The 19,810-nt window shown below is 43.6% G+C and carries 17 protein-coding genes; 4 read left to right on the forward strand and 13 right to left on the reverse strand.

Features of this window, described 5'->3' with window-relative positions; genetic code table 11:
• Positions 1 to 2: 2 nt before the first annotated feature.
• From QO187_RS06705 to QO187_RS06760, 12 genes are all read right to left on the reverse strand, one after another.
• Positions 3 to 1,109, reverse strand: a complete 1,107-nt coding sequence (locus tag QO187_RS06705; protein WP_371547815.1) for an XRE family transcriptional regulator — start codon at positions 1,107 to 1,109, stop codon at positions 3 to 5.
• Complete coding sequence (locus tag QO187_RS06710) at positions 1,072 to 1,779, reverse strand: hypothetical protein (protein WP_087814541.1); 708 nt, start codon at positions 1,777 to 1,779, stop codon at positions 1,072 to 1,074. The genes QO187_RS06705 and QO187_RS06710 overlap by 38 nt, the downstream gene beginning before the upstream one ends.
• A gap of 265 nt (positions 1,780 to 2,044) precedes the next feature.
• Positions 2,045 to 3,070 carry an L-threonine 3-dehydrogenase gene (tdh, locus tag QO187_RS06715; RefSeq protein ID WP_102094654.1) on the reverse strand — a complete coding sequence of 342 codons (1,026 nt, stop codon included), beginning with the start codon at positions 3,068 to 3,070 and terminating at the stop codon, positions 2,045 to 2,047.
• Between the two features lie 235 nt (positions 3,071 to 3,305).
• Complete coding sequence (gene kbl / locus QO187_RS06720) at positions 3,306 to 4,496, reverse strand: glycine C-acetyltransferase (RefSeq protein ID WP_102094655.1); 1,191 nt, start codon at positions 4,494 to 4,496, stop codon at positions 3,306 to 3,308.
• 383 nt (positions 4,497 to 4,879) lie between these two features.
• A complete protein-coding gene (locus QO187_RS06725) occupies positions 4,880 to 5,071 on the reverse strand; it encodes a hypothetical protein (RefSeq protein WP_102094656.1) in 192 nt (63 codons plus the stop codon).
• A gap of 29 nt (positions 5,072 to 5,100) precedes the next feature.
• On the reverse strand, positions 5,101 to 5,982 hold the full coding sequence (locus QO187_RS06730) for an N-acetylmuramoyl-L-alanine amidase (RefSeq protein WP_102094657.1): 882 nt from the start codon (positions 5,980 to 5,982) through the stop codon (positions 5,101 to 5,103).
• Between the two features lie 107 nt (positions 5,983 to 6,089).
• Positions 6,090 to 7,454: an APC family permease gene (locus tag QO187_RS06735; RefSeq protein WP_102094658.1), complete on the reverse strand. Its 1,365-nt coding sequence runs from the start codon at positions 7,452 to 7,454 to the stop codon at positions 6,090 to 6,092.
• Positions 7,455 to 7,611: 157 nt separating this feature from the next.
• Positions 7,612 to 8,283, reverse strand: coding sequence for an MOSC domain-containing protein (locus QO187_RS06740; RefSeq protein WP_228153248.1), 672 nt, complete (start codon positions 8,281 to 8,283; stop codon positions 7,612 to 7,614).
• Between the two features lie 360 nt (positions 8,284 to 8,643).
• Positions 8,644 to 9,057, reverse strand: a complete 414-nt coding sequence (rsfS, locus tag QO187_RS06745; protein ID WP_102094660.1) for a ribosome silencing factor — start codon at positions 9,055 to 9,057, stop codon at positions 8,644 to 8,646.
• Positions 9,058 to 9,188: 131 nt separating this feature from the next.
• A complete protein-coding gene (locus tag QO187_RS06750; protein WP_228153240.1) occupies positions 9,189 to 10,157 on the reverse strand; it encodes a nicotinate-nicotinamide nucleotide adenylyltransferase in 969 nt (322 codons plus the stop codon).
• 229 nt (positions 10,158 to 10,386) lie between these two features.
• On the reverse strand, positions 10,387 to 12,534 hold the full coding sequence (pta, locus tag QO187_RS06755) for a phosphate acetyltransferase (protein ID WP_102094662.1): 2,148 nt from the start codon (positions 12,532 to 12,534) through the stop codon (positions 10,387 to 10,389).
• A gap of 153 nt (positions 12,535 to 12,687) precedes the next feature.
• Complete coding sequence (locus QO187_RS06760; protein ID WP_102094663.1) at positions 12,688 to 13,920, reverse strand: acetate/propionate family kinase; 1,233 nt, start codon at positions 13,918 to 13,920, stop codon at positions 12,688 to 12,690.
• Positions 13,921 to 14,725: 805 nt separating this feature from the next.
• Between QO187_RS06760 and QO187_RS06765 the strand changes: the two genes are divergently transcribed.
• From QO187_RS06765 to QO187_RS06780, 4 genes are all read left to right on the forward strand, one after another.
• Positions 14,726 to 15,040, forward strand: a complete 315-nt coding sequence (locus QO187_RS06765) for a lipoprotein (RefSeq protein ID WP_102094664.1) — start codon at positions 14,726 to 14,728, stop codon at positions 15,038 to 15,040.
• 298 nt (positions 15,041 to 15,338) lie between these two features.
• A complete protein-coding gene (lysA, locus tag QO187_RS06770; RefSeq protein WP_185156662.1) occupies positions 15,339 to 16,568 on the forward strand; it encodes a diaminopimelate decarboxylase in 1,230 nt (409 codons plus the stop codon).
• Positions 16,569 to 16,921: 353 nt separating this feature from the next.
• Positions 16,922 to 17,809: a diaminopimelate epimerase gene (gene dapF, locus QO187_RS06775; protein WP_102094666.1), complete on the forward strand. Its 888-nt coding sequence runs from the start codon at positions 16,922 to 16,924 to the stop codon at positions 17,807 to 17,809.
• A gap of 46 nt (positions 17,810 to 17,855) precedes the next feature.
• The gene (locus QO187_RS06780; protein WP_102094667.1) at positions 17,856 to 18,878 is read left to right on the forward strand and encodes a tyrosine recombinase XerC; all 1,023 of its coding nucleotides are present in this window, start codon (positions 17,856 to 17,858) and stop codon (positions 18,876 to 18,878) included.
• 33 nt (positions 18,879 to 18,911) lie between these two features.
• Here the strand turns inward: QO187_RS06780 and QO187_RS06785 are convergent, their stop codons facing one another.
• Complete coding sequence (locus tag QO187_RS06785; RefSeq protein ID WP_102094668.1) at positions 18,912 to 19,781, reverse strand: nitrilase-related carbon-nitrogen hydrolase; 870 nt, start codon at positions 19,779 to 19,781, stop codon at positions 18,912 to 18,914.
• Positions 19,782 to 19,810: the final 29 nt, after the last annotated feature.

A 19,810-nucleotide genomic window follows, 5' to 3' on the forward strand; every position in this document is an offset into this window, starting at 1 on the left:
TTTTAGAGTAACTTCAGTCTAGGCTTAGTATTTTCACTAATTAACTTGAACGTTATATCATCTAAAATTTGATAGCCAAAATCAATATTCTCATAAAAATTCCTACCTTCTTTTTCTAAGAGAACCTTAATAATCTTATTAAGTAGAATCGGTCGTTCACGTTCAATAGGTTCAGGTTCTAACTTATTATATCCTTGTTTACTAAACTCGATACAATTAGAACGATAAAGCCAATCAGTTAATAATCCATTAGTGTGTAAGTTATAGTTCATAGCTGCAAGAGACACTTTCCAGTATTTTTTATAGCTGATTAGATTCGGCAGATTTAGATTGTTTGGAGCCATAACTACAAATGCTTCTTTCGGCATTAAAAAACTGGAAGCAAACCTATCAGCTTCGTGCTCTTTGTCCTTCATATTTTCAAGTACATTTTTATCATCACTGTGCAGAACTAAGTGACCAAGTTCATGAGCAGCATCGAAGCGCATTCTTTCTGCTGACTTCGCTGTATTCAAAAATACTATAGGTCGCCCATCATGATAAAAAGAGAATGCATCAACTTCTTTTACTTCCATTGGCAAACGGAATACTGCAATACCATGTGATTCGAGTAGGGCAATAATGTTTTTAATCGGTAGAATACCTAATTGCCAATCGCCACGAAGTGTTAAAGCAGCTTTTTCAGGCTCATTAACCAAAGTATCAATATCGAAGCCTTGGAAAATGGGAAGATTAGATATTGTTTTGTCAAAATACTCCAAGGTTTGAATTGCAAACTCACTGTAAGCAAGTGCAGAGTTTCTGTACTGAGCTTTTATACGGCTATATGAACGAAAGAAAATTTGCTCATCTACTACTTGTGTTTTGAAAGTGGAGTTAAAGAAGTCAAAAGGTAGGTTTAATGACTCACTTAACTTAACTACTTTTTCGAAATCAGGTACTGAAGGTTTATTTTCGTTCAAATAATTTGAAATTGTAGCTTCGGTACATGACAGTATATTTGCTAGATCTTTATTTGTTTTCCCCTTTAAGTCTTTAGCTATTTTTAGACGGCGCTTATTGAATTCAGAGTTACTCTTCATTGCTCGCATTTTTATACCCAATTTCAAACGAGTCCTCGTTCACTGATTCATCAGCAAACTCACTCATATATGACTGAACCTCATTTTCTGAATCTGAAGAAAACATCAATCTACAATCATGGTCAGTTGGAAAAATTTTTCCATCATCCATTACTATATAAGACATTGGTCTTGCAAGTTCATAAATTAGACTTGGAGCATCATCCTGATAAATTTCGTGTTTTCTTGAAGGATAATATAGAACCCAAGTTTCTAGTTTCTCGCTAGTCATATTTCTATATTTATTTATATCAATTTTGTGTTTCGTCTCAATACCTTTTGAACAGTTGGAGGAAATCGGCAAATTCATATTACCTAAAGCGTCATTACTGGACATGATAATAATTTGAATATTGTTATCAACGATGGTTAATGTAGGTTGTCCTTGACCTCGGCTAAATTCGATTTCGTTAGAAATTAATTGTAGGGCTATGTTTTCCCCAATGTCACCCCAACGTGCTATACCGCTTGCACAGTTTACCTTAGTTTTCATATTGAAATTTTGATCAGCTTTTTGAATAGCATCGAAAATGACTTGAGGAGTAAAACCGAATTTATTCTTCAAAATTTCCACAGCTTCGCTATTGTTTATAAGCTCACCATCTGTGTTGCGGCTATCTAGGTCGCTGAAGATTTCATACTGTGGTGCTTGGTACATATTAGTTTCATCCATGTAATTTTTATAAATTATAACATCATATGATGTGTTAAAAAATAAAAATATCGATTAAGATCATTTTTTTATACAGAATGATTTAATCAAAATTACTTATCCTCTAAATGCTCTTCACACTTCAGCAGTCAACTCATAAATCTTATCACTTTCCATTACCCAAAAAAAACGGCACTGAAATCAGTACCGTTTTATCAGCCGTGATAATGTAAACCCTAACCACGACTCTTCAAATGCTAAATCGCCAAAATCAATCCCAGCTTAAAATTACCTTACCGCATTGTCCACTTTCCATGATATCAAAGCCTTCTTGAAACTCATCAATGTGCATGCGATGGGTAATGATTGGCGACAGATCAATACCGCTAATCAGCATTTGCTCCATCTGATACCACGTCTCCCACATCTCACGCCCATAAATACCTTTTAGGGTTAGCGCCTTAAAAATAATCTTGCTCCAATCCACCGTGGTGGTGTTAGGCAAAATACCCAAGAGCGCGATTTTAGAGCCGTTATACATGTTCGTAATCATCGAATCAAAGGCCTGAGGCGAGCCTGACATCTCAAGTCCGATATCGAAGCCGTGCATTTTCAAGGTATCGATAGCGCCTTCGATGGTTTCACCTTTGGCTGGGTTGATGGTCATCGTCGCACCCATTTTTTTGGCAAGCTCCAAGCGATAGTCACTGATATCACTGACCACAATATTACGCGCCCCTGCGAAGCGGCAAATCGCTGTCGCCATAGAACCAATCAGCCCCGCACCCGTAATCAGCACATCCTCACCAAGGACAGGAAATGAAAGGGCCGTATGCGTGGCATTGCCAAAGGGATCCATGATGGCTGCCATCTCATCACTGATACGCTCATCGAGTTTGATGACATTATCGGCAGGTATCACCAAATATTCGGCAAACGCGCCATCGCGGTCAACGCCTACGCCTATAGTATTTTCGCACACATGCAGCTTACCACGGCGGCAGTTACGGCAATGCCCGCAAGCGATATGGCCTTCGCCTGTGACTCGGTCACCTATTTCAAGATGCTTGACGCCATCGCCCATTTCACTAATGGCACCGACGTATTCATGTCCGATAATCATCGGCGTGTTTATGGTCTTTTGTGACCACTCATCCCACTTATAAATGTGTAAATCTGTCCCACAGATGGCAGTTTTTTTAATTTTAATTTTAACGTCATTGATGCCGACCGTAGGTTCTGGTATGTCTTGCATCCAGATGCCTTTTTCGGCATGAGCTTTAACCAGTGCTTTCATAGTTTTCTCTTATTTAGCTGTGTTGTACTTAATTATTGAATCTAGGGTGTGTCCTCATTTTAAAAATGGTGATAAAAATGAGATAAATTGCCGTCAAACGAGGAAAATAGTGCAGATAATATCGAGATATTGACCAACTATTTGACGATGTTTGGCAAAATTTAGCTATTTTTAGCCCATTTAGAGAACACTCGTTTGAATTGAGGACACGCCCTAGATAAATACCGAACGACGCTTAATCAATCACCTTCATTTGCTTGGCGACTTTGATAAAGGCGGCGATACACTGGTCGAGCTGCGCGCGAGTATGAGCAGCAGAGAGCTGCACACGAATGCGAGCTTCATTTTTGGGTACGACAGGATAGAAGAAGCCAATCACATAAATGCCCTCGCTAAGCAGCGCCTCTGCCATTTGCTGGGAGACATTGGCATCATAGAGCATCACCGCACAAATAGCTGATTCAGTAGGCTTGATATCGAAGCCTGCATCTTGCATTTGCTTCACAAAATAGGCGGTATTTTCATGCAATTGGTCTTGTAAGGCATTGTCTTGCGATAGCATGTCAAACGCTTTTACCCCAGCGGCAGCCACCATAGGAGGAATAGAGTTTGAAAACAGATACGGGCGTGAGCGTTGACGCAGCATCTCAATCATTTCTTTTTTGCCCGTGGTAAAGCCGCCAATAGCACCGCCAAATGCCTTGCCCAAGGTACCAGTGATCAGCTCAACATCGCCACGCAGATCAAACAATTCAGTCACGCCGCCACCAGTGCGACCGACCACACCTGCTGAATGCGATTCGTCAATCATGACCATGGCATCATATTTTTGTGCCAACGCATAAATCTCATCCATTGGCGCCACGTTACCATCCATTGAAAACACACCATCGGTGACAATCAAACGAAAACGCTGCGCTTGCGCCGCTTGTAATTGCGTTTCTAAATCTTGCATATCCGCATTGGCATAGCGATAACGCGCGGCTTTACACAGGCGCACACCGTCGATGATTGAAGCATGATTTAACGAATCAGAAATAATCGCATCTTCACTGGTCAGCAGTGGCTCAAAGGCACCACCATTGGCATCGAAACAGGCCGCATAAAGAATCGTATCTTCGGTATTAAAAAACTTAGAAATTGCTGCCTCTAATTGCTTATGCAAATCTTGCGTACCACAAATAAACCGCACTGATGACATGCCGTAACCTGAGTTTTCAATGGCTTTGATCGCCGCCTTTTTAATCTCAGGATGGTCAGACAATCCAAGATAATTATTGGCACAGAAGTTAAGCATCTCACGACCATCGGCAATCTTGATGAGTGCATCTTGCGGAGAAGTAATAACGCGCTCGTTTTTATACAGGCCTGCCTCGCGTATATCGCTGATTTCTTGTTGTAGGTGTTTTTGAAAGGCTTGATACATAAATATTCCTTTTTTAGTATTATTGGTGTTCGTTTGATAATAAAAATATTGAGACTGGTCATAGAACTAGGCTATCAAAGCCAAGTTATCAAAGCCATGCAGCATCCTAGCCATCATTAAAATCAACGATAAAAACAACAATGCGGGAAGCCAACGAGATGGTGCGAACAGTGATACTATCTATAACCCTGTGAGCGGTGATTTTATCATTAGCCTATCGCAATAAATAGCCTAAATAGCTGGTAGATAAGCCTTCTTTTATAAAGTGATATAGCATTGTTTAGTTGTGATATTGGATTCATAGCGGCTTAGCTATGTCTCAAAACATAAGAAATCAACTTGCGCATTTTTATATACTTGATTGGTAAGTACTGTCTATCCAGTTATTCATCTTTGGGGCGCTTCTGAGCCTCAGCGATCAACTCATGAATCTTAGCGCTTTCTTTTAGCACACAAGCATCATAGGCAGAAAGTGGCTCAGGTTCTTGCTTACATTCCTCCTCCTGCTCTTGCTTGGCTTTTTCTTCTAGATACTTTTGTAGATCGTCTTGCTCATTTTTTTGAGAGTTATTCATGGCTTATGTCTCCTGATAGTCTGTATTCTTTAATAAAAATCATCCCGACCAGCATACTTCTTATTTAGCGCCTGCAATATCGCATAGGTCTCGCTATCCATATTACCCGTTGGCTGCTGAGCCCTAAAGTGCAGCTGAAACGCATAGACGACATCGCGACTGGCTTTGTCCCACGTATCAGTATCGTTGATTTGATAGCCATACTTGCGAAACGCTTGCTTGATTTCAGGTATCGTGGCCGACGCAAATCCATCTTGATTCATAAAGAATTGCTTATCAAATTCATCATACCAAGCGCCGATACCGTAATCGAAATACAGTCGCTCCCACGGGAACTTTGCACCAGGGTCTATCTTGCGCGAGGGTGCCATATCGGAGTGACCAATGATATTCTTCGGTGAGATGTCATAGCGCGTGGTGATATCTTGCACCAGTTGTGCGACTTTTTTAATCTGCAACTCATCAAATGCCACATAGTGCTCATAAGGGTGATAGTCGAGCGTGCCATTTTTTAGTGCGTCTCGATATTCAGGCTTGATACCGCTATTGACGATCTCGATACCGATAGAGGTATCATTTAATATCGTCCGTCCTGCAAAGCCGCCATCACCTGCATGCCATGCGCGCTCGCTCTCTGGTACGAGGTTATAGATTCTATTGTCATCGTTGTCTAATACTAAATAGTGCGCGCTCACATTGCCTGTGGTCAATGTCTTTATCGAGCGCTCATTATCAGAGACTGTATAGTGCAGGACGATGGTTTTGATGCGCTCGCTTTTGCCAGTTGCTTGGTAGCTATCGCTATCGATTACATACTGCGGCGTTGACGTCGTTACGCAGCCAACGAGCGATAGCATAGAGGATGATATTAATACTGATGCCAATGCAATCGAGGAAATGTTTTTTGCCATGAAATGCTCTATATAGGAAGAGTTGCGGTTATAGCTTCGTTTGCGTTTGCGTTTGCGTTTGATGCTACTGGTGTCTATCTCTCTCGACAGGTAAATGCTATTTGCCGTTAATTAATGACAGAATCAACGTTGGAATTGACTGCGATTTTTTTATAACCAATTGCCCCAAGCAGAATAAAGAATCCTAGCAAGACATAAGCATTAAATGACAGCGCTGCTGGTGAAAATGGTAGCAGTAATAACGATATAAAGACCACACTGATTAATACAGAGAGATAATTTAGCAAACTTGCCTGTTTCTTTTTTCGCTCATTGATGAGGTCAGCGGTCGTGACGTAAGCGAAGCCAACGGTTATACCCAAAGACGCCATTGTCACGATATCGAGTAGGTAGTTTCTACCCAGCCAAGGAGAGAGTAGGCACACCAAGCATATCAATATAACGGTCTTCTGCTTACTGAATTGGTTGTGTTTATCTGTAAATACGCTGGGCAATAATGACGTGTCGCCCATAGACTCTAAGAGTTTAACCGATGACAATATAAAGCCGTTGATACCGCTCATTATCGAGCCAATCATAGCGATCGATAGCAGCCAGATGCCAATGCTACCAATCCGATTGTCTATGCCTTCACCTGTCGCCCAGTGGCTGTCTTTGATCGCTTGATAGTCAAAGCTCATGTTTAGCGCGGTAAAGTAGTTGATTAAAAAGTAAAACAACACACCAGCGATGAGTGAAACTAGGATAATACTTTTGGTCTTGGTTTTTGAATCACTAATCGCTTTTGAAATCTGCGGTGTGGTCTCAAAACCAACATACGCCCACGGTATAACGGCCAAGATAGGTAACCATGCCAGACTGGTAATAGAGCCGCTAGACATATCAGTTGGCAGAAACGCTTGGTTCGTTGGTGTCATCCAAAGTGAGGCAAAAAACAGCGCGGTGACTGATAGAATCATAAAGAGGGCGATATAGAGTTGGATTTTTGCGCCGACTCGTACACCTTTTAGATTGATATAACTGAATAAAATAATAGCCGCGCTGCATAGAGACACTTCACTGGCGTAGACTTCCCAACCAGCAATCGTATACAGATAGCCTAATTGTAAGCCGCTAGGTAACAGATAGCGCAGTAGCAAAGCGACGGCTGATATATTGAGCGCGATAATAGAGATATAGCCTATCGTGACGCCCCAACCATAGATATAGGCATGCTTGCGATTGATGTATTTTTCAATCCAATAGATACCGCCTGACTCGTTCTCTGGCGTTTGAGTCAGCAAATTAATATAGGCACGCGCAACCATATAGATGGCTAAAGTACCGATAATAATAGCAACAGAAGAGCCTAATAGCTGTGACTGTGGCAAAAACAAATCGCCTGGCATGACATAAGCGCCCCAGCCGATGATCGCACCAACGCTAATCGCTATCGCTTGTAGGTAGCTGATACTTCCTGTCTGTTCACTCATGGAGTGCTCCTTCACGATCAAAGATGTAGAAGGAGAGAGTGTTTATTATGGAACTGACATAGAACATGAAAAACCTTGTGACGCCATTACGCAGGGTAGTGGCTATCTTTTATAAATAGAAAAGTCATATTAAAGGTTTTTGTTGAGTGTTACCTTTTCAATCCTGTTGGATTTTTTTAGCCAGAACCTTTTTCCAACTGTCCTCTAAACAGTCAATCGCGAGCCACGGTTCAATAGTATCTGCATCATATTTCTCTTTAGAATTGGCCAATTGCCATAACGTCTTTAATGTCGCAAACGGATAAGGGCGCTCAATCAAATATACGGGTAAATCAGCTTCTATAATGCCATCACGGACGACTTGGAAATACCAGCCAGAGATACCTTGCTTGCTGACCCATGCCGCGATATTTGGTACTTTGGTAAATTGGCCGATTTGGTCATTGATTTTGTAGCAGGGGCGTCGTGGTTGGACGATACGTAACTGAACGCTAGCATCATCATTACTAGTGTCTTGAACACTTTCAAAATCCCCACCGTATTGAAAAACATCACCAATACAAACCGTAGATTCGGTCATTTCAGGCAGACCATTAATAGCTTCAGTCGTTAGGTTTTCTCCTAGCGTACCGACGCGCACTTTCAGGCCAAACTCTGCATTGATTTTTGCATACGTCGCAGGCGCTAGCTGATGCACGGCTTTTAATGGGCCACCATGATGCTTACGGTCAGCTTGTTCATCAGTGGTTAAGCCCATAAAGTTGACGGTGACAGGAGATTTGATAGGTGCTTTATCAATGGCGCTCATTTCCTCACGGGCAAATGGCATAGATTTGCCAGCGCGAACACAAGTGAGGGTAGCGATATGTAAGGGCAAGTCTTGGTTAAAGTCTGTTAGGGTTTGCTCAGGCGATTTTGTTAAGGTTTGCTCAGGTGATGACGTGTTCGATTCTGCGCTCATAAGGTTTCCTAATAGGTAAAATGAATAGGCTAAGGCGGCTTAATTTTGACGGTTTAATTTTAGTGGCTAATAAATATTGATACGAAATGAGCTTATCTGTACTCAATGATGTATTTGATTATACTGGTTCATCACCATAAAATTTACATAAAAAAAGACCAGGATAAGTATTCTGGTCTTTTTGGCGGTACGTTTTTCAATGTTGAACGAATATCGTCACTGACAATCTTATTTGTTTTTGTTACGACGACCCGCAGTTTTCTTTTCGCGCGGCGTAGCAACTAGTTCAGCCAATTGCTCAGGTGATGACCATAGGCCTTCTAGGTCATAAAACTCGCGTGCTTGCGGCGTCATCATATGGACGACAACCGCGCCCAAATCGATCAACGTCCAATCAGAGTCGATGCCGCCTTCACGGCCAAGTGGCATAAAACCAGCTTGCTTAGCTTCAGCGCCGACGCTATCAGCCATCGCACGTACATGACGCTTTGAGGTACCATCAGCGATGATGATGCGCTCTGTTACGTCAGTCAAATCTTCTACATTCATTACAGTGATGTTCTTTGCTTTCATATCATCTAGAGCGCTTTGTACTAGGGTCAAGCATTCTGTTAGGCGTTCTGCAGTCATGGTGTTGGTCATAAATTTTAATCTCTTGAATCGTAAATATGTAAAATAAAGGGGTAAAACGTCAATTTGTCTTATCCGACTGATCATATGTCGTCAGTCACGCATAGAGACAGGATAGGCAAAATGACATAGATAAGGCGATTTTAACGGAATTGAGCAGCAGAATATAGCTGATGGGCGATAATATATTGATAAACAGCAGGATTTAGCCATTTAGCTAATGGATTAGATTCAGTATTGCTAATGATATCATTTATTGATGCTATAGATGCGATTTGCCGTTGAGCGACTGGCATTTTATTTGTTTGATCGTCTAATTTCAGTAGCTGCTCGCGTATTTGTGTGCTTGATACCGCAGTAATAGGTCGCGAATCTATATAAATGCGTCCTTGATTGGCGTTTTTCAAGTCAGTGTTATTTGGGTCAGTGTTATTTGGGTCAGGGCTAGTCGGATCAGTGTTATTTGAGTTTAAGCTATTTGTCGAGTGATGAATAGGTGGAGTTAACAGCTCGATAGGTGAGTCTGTTATATGGGACTGCAATGACAAAGGCAATTGCGATTTTAAGAAATTAACATCTTCCGTAGTCGCTGTACTATTTTTAGAAGATATAATACTGTCAGAAAATTTATCGCTAATGCCATCACTCACATCGGTACTGCTCTGACGATTAAATACCCATAGATTGACATGGTCAGTGAGACGCAATCCATCTTTCCATTTATCCAAACTATGGGCGCTGTCCATACCCATGATAAATATCAAACTGTCATTAGGATATTGCTGTCTTAATGTGCGTACGCTGTCGATCGTATAGACAGGCGGCGCTTGCCATAGCTCCAGCTCATTAATCTGTATCGGTGTATTCTCTGTCGCCAGCTTTAACATCGCTAAACGATGGTTAGGGTCTGTACTTTGCGTCTTAAATGGCGAGCGTGCATTGGGTAATAAGGACACATGCAGTGTGCGCTGTAGCTGCTTGGCTATTGGTAGTAGGTGCTTATAGACAAACATTGCGACTTCTAAATGACCATTATGTACGGGATCGAACGAGCCGCCAAGATAGGCACGAATGGCAGGTTCAGGTGTTTTTTCTTGAGGGCTGTTGCTCATATTTGGCATAAATAAATGTATAAAAGTAGGTATGGCGCAAGTAGTCGTTGATGCACTTTGCTCTTTTACTGGCTGGCCTTTTTAGGGTAAATAACTTGATGATAGCGCTATTGTAGAGGGCAGACGAGCATCTGTCATCATTGTCTGACCCTCCAGTACCAATAAAAAACCGACCATCATAATGATAGTCGGCTTGGTATAGGACTTTAACGGGTAAGTATTACAGCAATTAAATTAGATCGCTATACGCTTGGATAGCGGTTAACGCGATGGTATAGACAATATCGTCGACCAAGGCACCACGTGATAAATCATTCACAGGTTTATTCAGACCCTGTAGCATAGGGCCGACACTGACGACGTTGGCACTACGCTGTACTGCTTTATACGTCGTGTTACCAGTATTGAGGTCAGGGAAGATAAAGACGTTGGCTTGTCCAGCGACAGGTGAGTCAGGTGCTTTTTGCTTACCGACGCTCATGACAGACGCCGCATCATACTGTAGCGGGCCATCGACCTTGAGGTCGGGTGCGCGCTCACGAACTATTTGGGTTGCACGGGCGACTTTTTCGACATCTGCGCCTGCGCCTGATGAGCCAGTAGAGTAGCTGATCATCGCAACTTTTGGATCGATACCAAAGGCAGCAGCAGACTGTGCTGATTGAATAGCAATCTCAGCCAGCTCTTCAGCGTTAGGATCTGGATTAATCGCACAGTCACCATAGACGACCACTTGCTCAGGCAACAGCATAAAGAACACTGATGACACGAGTGAGTATTGCGGTGCGGTCTTGATTAGCTGGAATGCTGGGCGTACTGTATTGGCAGTGGTATGAATCGCACCTGAGACCAGACCGTCGACTTCGTCTAGTTGGAGCATGATAGTACCTAGATAGACCGTGTCTTTTAGGTATTCAGCAGCGACTTCTGCAGTGGTTTTGCCTTTACGGCGCTCTACGACAGCAGCGATATATTTGCTCATATCGAGGTTGTCAGGATCGATAATTTCTAACCCTTCAGGCAGCGTTAGATCACGGTTTTTGGCCACTTGCTCAACGTCACTACGTTTAGCAAGTAATACGCAGTTGGCGATACCACGACTCTGACAGATACAGGCCGCTTCGACCGTACGTGGTTCCGCGCCTTCTGGCAGCACAATACGTTTTTTGGCGTGCTGTGATTTTTTGACCAACTGATGGCGAAATGCTGATGGTGACAGACGCGGCTCATGATTGCGGCTGAAGTATTCTTTAATCCAGCTCAGATCCAAATGCGCTGCCACATAACGAGCCACTTCATCAGCACGTTCTGTATCATCACTCGGAATCTCAGAGCTCATGTGCATCAGACTCTGTACTGTCTCGTAGCTGTCGCTTTCGACACTCATGACAGGGATGCCAGTTTTGAGCGCTGACTGCCAAAGCTCAGCAACTGTATCGCTTGGGGTAATGCCACCTGTCAATACTAGACCTGCCAATGGAATTCCATTGATACAGGCCAATCCAGCGGCTAATAGCAAGTCATCACGATCGCCAGGCACGACCATTAACGTACCACGCTTAAAGACTTCATTGACGCGCGCCACTGAACGAGCGGTTAGGCTGATACGATTGATACGTCGTGTCTTCGCTTCGCCAACATTTAGCCAAGTCGCATCGAGCTCTGTTGCGATATCCCATGTGCGTGGCACAGATAGAGAGTTACTAAAAGGCACTACCCCGATAAGACGGAATACTTCGGTATTAAACGAAGGCGATAGACGCTGAACCTCTTGCAGGAAGTTTGGATCTAAGCTGACAACGGCCTCACCCGGCGCGACAGGTTGATTATCAAACGTGTTCGGCACGTCTTGTACCCGCATCAATATCACACCCAATGTACGTGAATCGATGACACCGCCAAACTCACGGGCATGGACATCCAGTTTGTCTGCTAAATAAGCAGGTTTGCTGATATCAGCGGTACTGACAAATATAATCTTGGCGTCTAGCGCGTGAGCAAGTGCACGGTTGATTTGTGAAGCATAAGAGGTCTCAGTGGTTGGCACCAGACCTTCACAGATAATCACGTCATGACCATCATCGATCGTATGAAAATTGGCAATCACTTCTTCCATCAAGTCATCAAGATTGTCATCGCCTAGCATACGCTCGACGTGTTGACGGCTGATAGAGTCAGGCGGATTTAGTCCAAATGCGTGCATGGTCAATGCGCTTGAGCTGTCTAAGCTGTGCTGTTTGTCTAGCGTATCATCTTGCAAAAACGGCTTCATAAAGCCCGCTTTGATACCGTTATAATCAAAGGCACGAATTAGCCCTAGCGCGGCTGATGTCACACCGATACCGCGACTAATGGGAACAAGTAAAATGGTTTGCATAATGTGTCCTACAATTTATTTTATTTTAGACGTCGAGTCATTTTGAGCAGCATAAGCAATGCAGTATAGAAATGCCAAGCGCTTTATCTTATTTGTTTTCAGCTTTTTAAAAGCGTTTAGAACGATAAGCGCTAGGCATTATAATCAATCGTCTTATACTAATTTCAATGCTTGACGAGTCTCTTGAGCGATACGGTATTCTTCATCTGTAGGAATAACCCACAGCTCGACACTGCTACCTTCTGCTTGGAAGCTGCCTTCTTGACCACCGTACAATCCAGTGTTCTTTTCAGCGTCCATCTTGATACCGAAATGACGCATGACGGCTAAAATACTTGCGCGCGTGGTGACAGAGTTTTCGCCGATACCACCAGTGAATACAATACCGGTAAATTCAGGCAGTGCACAGCTTAAGCTGGCGAGGTATTTACCAGCGCGGTAGCAAAACATCTCGATGGCGAGCTGCGCATCTTTATGGCCTTCGCTCGCGGCTTGCTCAATAGTACGCAAATCATTTGATAGGCCAGAAATACCAAGCAGACCGCTTTCACTATTCAGCATCTTATCCGTTTCTTCTAGACTAATACCGAGCTGACGTTTCAGATGCATATGTAAGCTTGGGTCGACATCGCCGCTACGTGTGCCCATCATCAGTCCCTCAAGCGGGGTCAGGCCCATGCTGGTATCGAGACTTTTGCCATCATATACGGCAGTTGCTGAGCAACCATTGCCTAGATGCGCGGTAATCCAACCATGAGGACCTTTCGCTTCAGTGATTTTGCTAGCACGTTCTGAGACATAAGCATGAGACGTACCATGGAAGCCATAACGACGGATTTTGTGCTCTTCGTATAGATATTTTGGTAACGCATAGCGGAAGGCGACCGGTGGCATAGTTTGGTGAAAGGCGGTATCAAATACCACAACTTGTGGAATGTCAGGATAAATAGCTTGCACCGCTTCAATACCCAAAGCATTTGCAGGGTTATGCAGTGGAGCCAATATCTTTAGACGTTTTACTTCCTCTAACGCATGTTGATCAACACGAACAGCTTGAGAGTATTCACGGCCGCCATGTACCACGCGGTGCCCGACTGCGATAAAGTGATATTGCTCTAGTAGCTCTAGAATTTTTTGTAAGGCGAGTTTGTGACTACCACCAGGAATAGAGATCTCTAACTTATCGCCATTTAGCGTGGTGTGTTTGATACGCGCTGTATCAAGACCTAAGTTTTCGGCAAGACCGGTGATACGAGTAGAGTTGTCATCGCTGATCAACGCGTATTTGATAGAAGACGAACCGCAGTTGAGGACTAAAGTGGGGCTAGTTAGGGTTGATGTTTCGCTGTTCTTATCATCAAAAGTGGTACTTAGGTTGGCGCTCATACTCTATCCTTAGATTGGTTTTTATAAAGGGCAAATCAATTATATCGTTCGTTCGATACAAAAAAGACGTCTATTGCCACGTCCTGTTTTATTATCATCAAATGCTACATCGCTGATATCTCAAATGCTGTAGTAAAGGTCACTGAGACATGATGTCATTATTATATGGAATTGATGAAGTTGATAACCGCCGAGTAAATGAAAATCAGCCATATCTATGCTGATAATATCAAGCAAATATATTGGCGATTTTGTTTATACTTGGGCTACTGTTTCTGACAGTGCTATGCATCCATGCTCATGAGGTAATGCGTATGCATCTCAGGCTAACATCCTATTACCGCCGCAAACTGGGAATATAATGTAACACATTTTTGTTTCTACACCACGACAGGGGTAAGGTTTAAAATGTATGATTAATAAATGGCTAAATATGAAATAAATCAATTATATTCAGTGAGTTATAGAACTGTAAGTGGATAACTTGTATGGGCTACATAGCAGGGCTATGACTCACGAAATTGTAAGAAATGTTGTCGATACACTCATGTGTCATACATTCATATCTAAGCTCGCAGACGATATTACTATAAAAATTCGACTAATGTTTTAGAAAATATCCAACATCACGCAAATTTATTCACCAATCATATTCAGTATTCGTACAGCTTTATGTAATAATGCTATGATGAAAATGGTCATAACGACAGTGCTTTCGTTGCTGGTTTGGCTGTCCATCTATTTTTTATTTATCACGATTTACTATCGTCATTATGCCGTCGTAAGCTCATAGGTTATCTATTATATGTCTACTATACACAGTCCCTCAGCAGCTAAGCATGCTCGCTCGTTTGCTCGTACCAGTCGTCAGGCTGTTGCCACCTTATTTATTGGCAGTGTAGTTATGCTAGGATTCTCAGGCTGCGGGCAAAAAGGCGATCTATATCTGGCAGATGCTAGTAATCAAACGATAGAGGGCAGTGCGTCTGTGCTTGATAGTACTAGCCACCCACAGGATGCAGCCTTTGCAGGTATCGACGATGACAATTATCAAAAAAACCGCTACCTAGAAGAGCAAATGGTGCTACCTGAGCCTAGTACTGATCCCAACGACTATTAATTGCTAAGCTAAGCCAATAGTTAGCGGTTAGATGCTTGTTAATTAACAATTTAACTAATGGTCGATTATTTACTACTGAATTGGCTAAGCAGCTTTGCTACCTAAATTTAAATTTCACCCTTGTTAATCTGATTATATTAGAGATGTTTATATGAGTCATTCTGAACTACCTGCTGACTTAACCGATTCTACTACTGGCGAATCCGTTACTATCCAAACTGAGCAAGGGCTATATGTTGACCCGAAAGCGTTGAGTGCTCACTTGCCAGCGCTAAGCTATCGCGGCGATGCATTGTATATGGAGCAGGTCAGTATTGATGAGCTAGCAAAACAATATGGCACACCATGCTACGTGTATTCAAAGCAAGCAATATTGGATGTTTATCAAGCTTATACTGATAGCTTCGCCAGTCTGAATCATCAAGTATGCTATGCCGTAAAAGCAAACTCTAACCTTGCCGTGCTTGGTGTCTTGGCACAGGCAGGCGCTGGGTTTGACATTGTCTCTCGCGGTGAGCTTATGCGTGTGTTAGCGGCAGGTGGCGCAGCATCACGTGTGGTATTCTCAGGCGTTGGCAAAACATACAGTGATATCGAGTATGCGCTGACTCAAGGTATCGGCTGTTTTAATGTTGAGTCTATTAGCGAGCTGACTTTAATCAATGAAGTGGCAAAGTCACTTGATAAGCCTGCGCCAATCTCGTTACGCGTCAACCCTAACGTCGATGCCAAAACCCATCCATATATTTCAACAGGTCTTAAAGACAACAAGTTCGGCATCACTCACGAAGACGCACTAGCGGTCTATCAGCAAGCGGCCGATTTATCACATATAGATATCGTTGGTATTGATTGTCATATTGGCTCGCAGTTGACTGAGGTAGAGCCATTTGTTGCAGCGTTAGATAAAGTTATTGAGCTGATACATAGCCTGCGTGACGCTGGTATTGAGTTGCAGCATGTTGATTTGGGTGGTGGTTTAGGTGTGCGCTATATTGATGAGACGCCTGTGTCTATCGATGAGTTTGCCCAAGCATTATTGCCAAAACTTAGCGAGCTTGGTTTGACTGTGTTCTTTGAGCCAGGTCGTAGTATCGTTGCCAATGCTGGCGTGCTATTGACTCAAGTTGACGTACTCAAGCCGACTGAGCATAAAAACTTTGCTATCGTTGATGCCGCTATGAATGACTTGATTCGTCCTGCTTTATATCAAGCTGAGATGGCGGTGATTCCAAGTGTACTACCTAGTGCCGGTATCGATACAGATGGTACACAGCCGTGGGATATCGTTGGCGCGATTTGCGAGACGGGTGATTTCTTGGCAAAAGACCGCCTACTGTCATTGGCTACAGGCGATGTACTGGCCATCACAGGTGCAGGTGCTTACGGCTTTACCATGAGTAGTAACTATAACTCACGCCCACGTGCTAGCGAAGTGATGGTGTCTGGCGATAGTCATCAGCTTATTCGCAAGCGCGAAACGATTGAAGCATTATATGCAGATGAAGCATTGTGGCAGGGTAAATAGTATTATAAGAAGCTTTGATGGATGTTGATATGGTCATCGATGGCTGTTTTAATTAAATAGCTTTTTGCTCATAGCTTTATTGATTGAAGAGAACCTATTGTGATAATGACAATGGGTTTTTTTATGACTGGATTTTGAGGAAAGTGTTTTTTAATTAAAGCTGATTCTTAATTGAAGGCAACACCAATCCCAAAAATTAGAGTAGCAAGGAAAACGAGTGCAAGTACTACTCACTGTAGACTAAACAAGTTTGACACCGCTAATCGTATTTTTGGGGATTGGTATTATTATGATTGTATCTGACAGCGTGCTAATATAAGGCATACATAAAAATAGGATAGGACATCAAAGATATGCTAATAGAGTTTACTAAAATGCATGGGTTGGGTAATGATTTCATGGTCATTGATTTAGTGACCCAGCGCTTAGATTTGACCAAGGATTTGGTGCAGTTATTGGGCGATCGTCACCTAGGCATTGGTTTTGATCAATTGCTCGTGGTTGAGCCACCCATGCGCCCTGATGTCGATTTCAGTTATCGTATCTTTAATACTGATGGCACCGAAGTCGAACAATGCGGCAATGGCGCGCGTTGTTTCGCACGCTTTGTGCAAGCACGTAAACTGTCATTTAAGCAGCGTCTACGCGTTGAGACGGCCAGCGGTATTATTTCTCTGACCACTGATCGTTACGGTTGGGTAGATGTCGATATGGGCAAACCTAAATTTGAGCCAGATGAGATTCCATTTAGCCCAAGAGCGACGACCAAAATCCAAAACACCTATCATCTTGATGTAAATGGTACGCCTGTGCAGCTGTACGTTGCCAATATGGGCAATCCGCACGCTGTGATAAAAGTCGATGACGTACTCGATGCTGAGGTCGAGACTCTAGGCAAGGCAATTGAGTCGCATCCGGCATTTCCAGAGCGCGTCAATGTGGGCTTTATGCAAGTGATGAATCAGCGCCATATTCGTTTGCGTGTGTACGAGCGCGGTGTGGGTGAGACGCAAGCTTGTGGAACGGGCGCGTGTGCAGCAGTAGCCGTTGGTATACGTGAAGGCTGGCTCGATGAGGGTGAGGAAGTTCGCGCGCAGCTCTATGGTGGCAGTATGATTATCAAATGGCAGCCAGGCTATTCAGTCACGATGACGGGTCCGACCGCTTTCGTCTATGAAGGTGTATTTAGTCCAGATGGCCTGATGGCACAAGCGGGACTTAAACCCAATGCTGAAGGCTGATAACTGTTGTTAGGCCAATCGTATAAATGCCAAGGATGGTTCTAGTATGGCTATGTCTAATAATAAAGGCAATCAGGCAGCGAACTCAGCACCTTGGCTATCTACTGAGCTGGCCGCCAATATAGAGTCAGACGCTGCCTTACGAGAGCTACTCGCACCTGTGCATCGTTGGCTCAATACATTGTCTGTGCGCAACCATTCGCCGCATACTCTGACCGCTTATTTTGCTGGTTTGAATCAACTGGCGTTATTTTTGCGTGGTAAGCGTTTGACATGGACGCGCTGTGATAAACGGCAACTTGCCCAGCACATCAGTCAACGTCTTGATGAAGACAAGTTAGCGCTTGCCAGTGTCCAGCAAGAGTTGTCTGCGATTCGGCATTTTTATGGTTGGATGATTGAAGAAGAGTTAGCACGTATCAACCCAACCACTGGCTATCAACTTAAACGTAGTCCTAGACCGCTGCCTTCTATCGCTGATGTCGATTTACTGACTCAACTACTCGATCAAGAGATTCCTGATACGCCAGAGCAAGCGCGCTTATGGTTGCGTGACAAGGCCATGTTTGAATTGCTTTACAGTAGCGGCTTGCGTGTTGGGGAATTGGTCGCACTCGATATGGCAGATGTAGATTTGTCTGAGTTACGGGTACGAGTCACGGGTAAAGGAAATAAAACACGCCTAGTGCCATTAGGGATAAAGGCTGCAGAAGCGATTAGTCGCTACCTACCGCATCGTAACCTGTGGGTAGAGCAGATGGATAGCGCATTATTCATCAGTGAAAAGCTTGGCACCAGATTATCAACACGGGCAGTGCAGCAGCGTTTAAAAGTCGCTGCCACTCGTGCAGGTATCGCACAGAATATGTATCCCCATCTATTGCGTCATTGTTTTGCATCACATATGCTGTCAGGCAGTGGTGACTTGCGCGCCGTACAAGAGATGCTCGGGCATAGTGATATTAGCACCACGCAAATTTATACCCACGTTGACTTTGCAAAATTAACGCAGGTTTATGATCGTGCCCATCCACGAGCAACTCATGCTCAAAATGAAGACTCGCTCTAGCAATTAGGCACGAAATCCACTGAATTCCATAATCTATGCCAAACGATGGCAATCAAAAATAGGTAGTTTTTGGCGGCCTTGCTCTTGCGCTTGTTTGTCTAATGACGCCATGATGACGGCATATTGTTTATCCAGTCCACTATCGTCATAGCTTGCGATAACACTACTATCAAACGCTGTAATAGCTGCATGTCCCCATGTCTGACGCGTACTACCATCTTTATAGAGATGATCACCACCTTGCGCTGCGCCAATGACCATACATTGACTATCTAGAGCACGCGCTCGTAACAGCAGCGACCAGTGCGCTTGCCCAGTTAAGTAAGTAAAGGCAGAAGGGGCACTCAATAGTTCAGCACCTGCTTGTCGCAGACGCTGCGCCAATGCTGGGAAGCGCAAATCAAAACATACCATCATGCCGAGTTGATAGACTGTATCGCCTACTGCTAGTGGCGCAATTACGGTCTGCGTACCCGGCTCAAAGGTCGCCGCTTCGTTATAGCTGCCATGCTTATCGGCCACAGTTGCGGTAAACAGATGAATCTTGTCGTAGCGTGCGACACGGGTACCATCTGGTGCAAACAGCTGGCTCACTTGGCGCAATCTACCATCAGGAACGACAGTACCATTAGGGCGATAATGGCAGGGTAACGAGCCTGCTAGTACATGGATACCAGCGGTGCGGGCGTAGTCTGCTATCGTCGCTGATAAGTCGTCAAAACGCTCAGCAGTAGCAGATTGCTGCCCCATGCTGCAGCAGTTCTCAGGCAATACAACAAGCTCAGCCCCTCGGCCTTGTGCATCTATGATAGCGGCTTTGATATCTGCTAAATTATCCTCAACATTCTGCTGGCTGTTCATTTGAATAGCAGCGACGTTAAGTTGATGGTTACTTGAATTCATGACAATATTCCTATTGGGTATGAGCTGTA

Source organism: Psychrobacter sp. Arc9 (assembly GCF_041431295.1).
In the GTDB taxonomy this organism is placed as follows: Bacteria; Pseudomonadota; Gammaproteobacteria; order Pseudomonadales; family Moraxellaceae; genus Psychrobacter.